A 1,445-nucleotide genomic window follows, 5' to 3' on the forward strand; every position below is an offset into this window, starting at 1 on the left:
TGAAGTGCTCCCCAGAAGTTGGACTGAGAAGTTCAGTTCCTTGTTCTGGGGAGTACTTTTTTGCATCCTCGTAGTTCGTTGACCGAGGGGCAGCGTGGTGCGGTTGTCGCGTTGTTCGAGCAGGGGTGGCGGTATCACGCCACGGCGACTCATCTGGGGTTGAGTCCGTGGGCGGTGCGGGATCTGTATCGCCGGTGGGCGTTACACGGCAGGATGGCTCTGGTGGCCAAGCCGACGAAGACGACGTATTCATTCGAGTTCAAACTCGGTGTCGTGCGCAAGGTCCTCGATGACGGCGCGACAGCCGAGGCGCTGGCGCGCGAGTACGGGTTGTCTTCGGGCACTCTGGTGCGGTCGTGGGTGAGGTCCTATCGCCGGGACGGTGAGGACGGGTTGAAGCCCAAACCGAAAGCTCAGCGCCCCAATGATGGTGGACCACCGCGTGATGAGGGGTTGAGTGATCTGGCGCGGCTGGAGCAGGAGAATCTGCGGCTGCGGGCGGAGAACGCCTATCTAAAAAAATTGCGGGCCTTGATGGCGCACGAGCAGCGGTGAAGGCGCAGACCGTTGCTGCTCTCAAGGCTCAGTTTCCGCTGCCGGTGTTGCTCGATGTCGCCGCGTTAGCGCGGTCGACGTTCTTTTATCACCAGGCCAAAGCCGGTCGTGCCGATCCGTTGGCCGAGCTCAAGGCCGCGATCAGCGAGGTGTTCGAGGCCGCGCACGGCCGCTACGGTCACCGCCGCGTGCACCTGGTGCTCACTGGGCGCGGGTGGCGGGTCGCTAAGAAGACCGTGCTGTCGTTGATGCGGTCACTGGGCCTGTTCTGCAGGGTGCGGCGGCGCCGTCGCTACAACGCGTTCAAAGGCGAGGTCGGGCAGATCGCCGACAACGTGCTCGCCCGCGACTTCGCCGCCAGCGCTCCCAACCAGAAATGGGTCACTGACGTGACCGAATTCCGCATCGGGACGCGCAAGGTCTACTTCTCGCCGGTGATCGACTTGTTCGACCGATCGGTGGTGGCGCACTCCTGGTCACTGTCACCGAATCTGGAATTGACCAACTCATCGCTGGCCTCGGCGATCGCCACCCTCGAACCCGGTCAGCAGCCCCTGGTGCATTCCGATCAAGGCTTCCAATACCAGCACCGGTCCTGGCGTGGCCTGCTCACCGATGCTGATGCGTCGCAGTCGATGTCGCGCAAAGGCAACTGCTACGACAACGCCGTCGCCGAGAACTTCTTCGGCCATCTGAAGTCAGAACTGTTCTACGGCAACCGATTCGACACCATCGACGACTTCACCACCGCGCTCGAGGGCTACATCCGCTGGTACAACACCGAACGCATCTCGACAAAACTCAAGGGCCTGAGCCCGGTCCAATACCGGGCCCAGGCCCTTAAGTCCTAAGCTCCCAAAGTCAGAGTCCAACTTTCGGGGACCACTTCA

At 61.9% G+C, this 1,445-nt stretch carries 2 protein-coding genes; both read left to right on the top strand.

From position 1 onward, the window contains the following. Window positions 1-78: 78 nt before the first annotated feature. On the top strand, window positions 79-555 hold the full coding sequence (locus tag AC1U2B_RS28555) for a helix-turn-helix domain-containing protein (protein WP_480219433.1): 477 nt from the start codon (window positions 79-81) through the stop codon (window positions 553-555). Continuing rightward, complete coding sequence (locus AC1U2B_RS28560; RefSeq protein WP_480219434.1) at window positions 552-1,406, top strand: IS3 family transposase; 855 nt, start codon at window positions 552-554, stop codon at window positions 1,404-1,406. The genes AC1U2B_RS28555 and AC1U2B_RS28560 overlap by 4 nt, the downstream gene beginning before the upstream one ends. Window positions 1,407-1,445: the final 39 nt, after the last annotated feature.

The organism is Mycolicibacterium sp. P4_G11 (assembly GCF_056555145.1).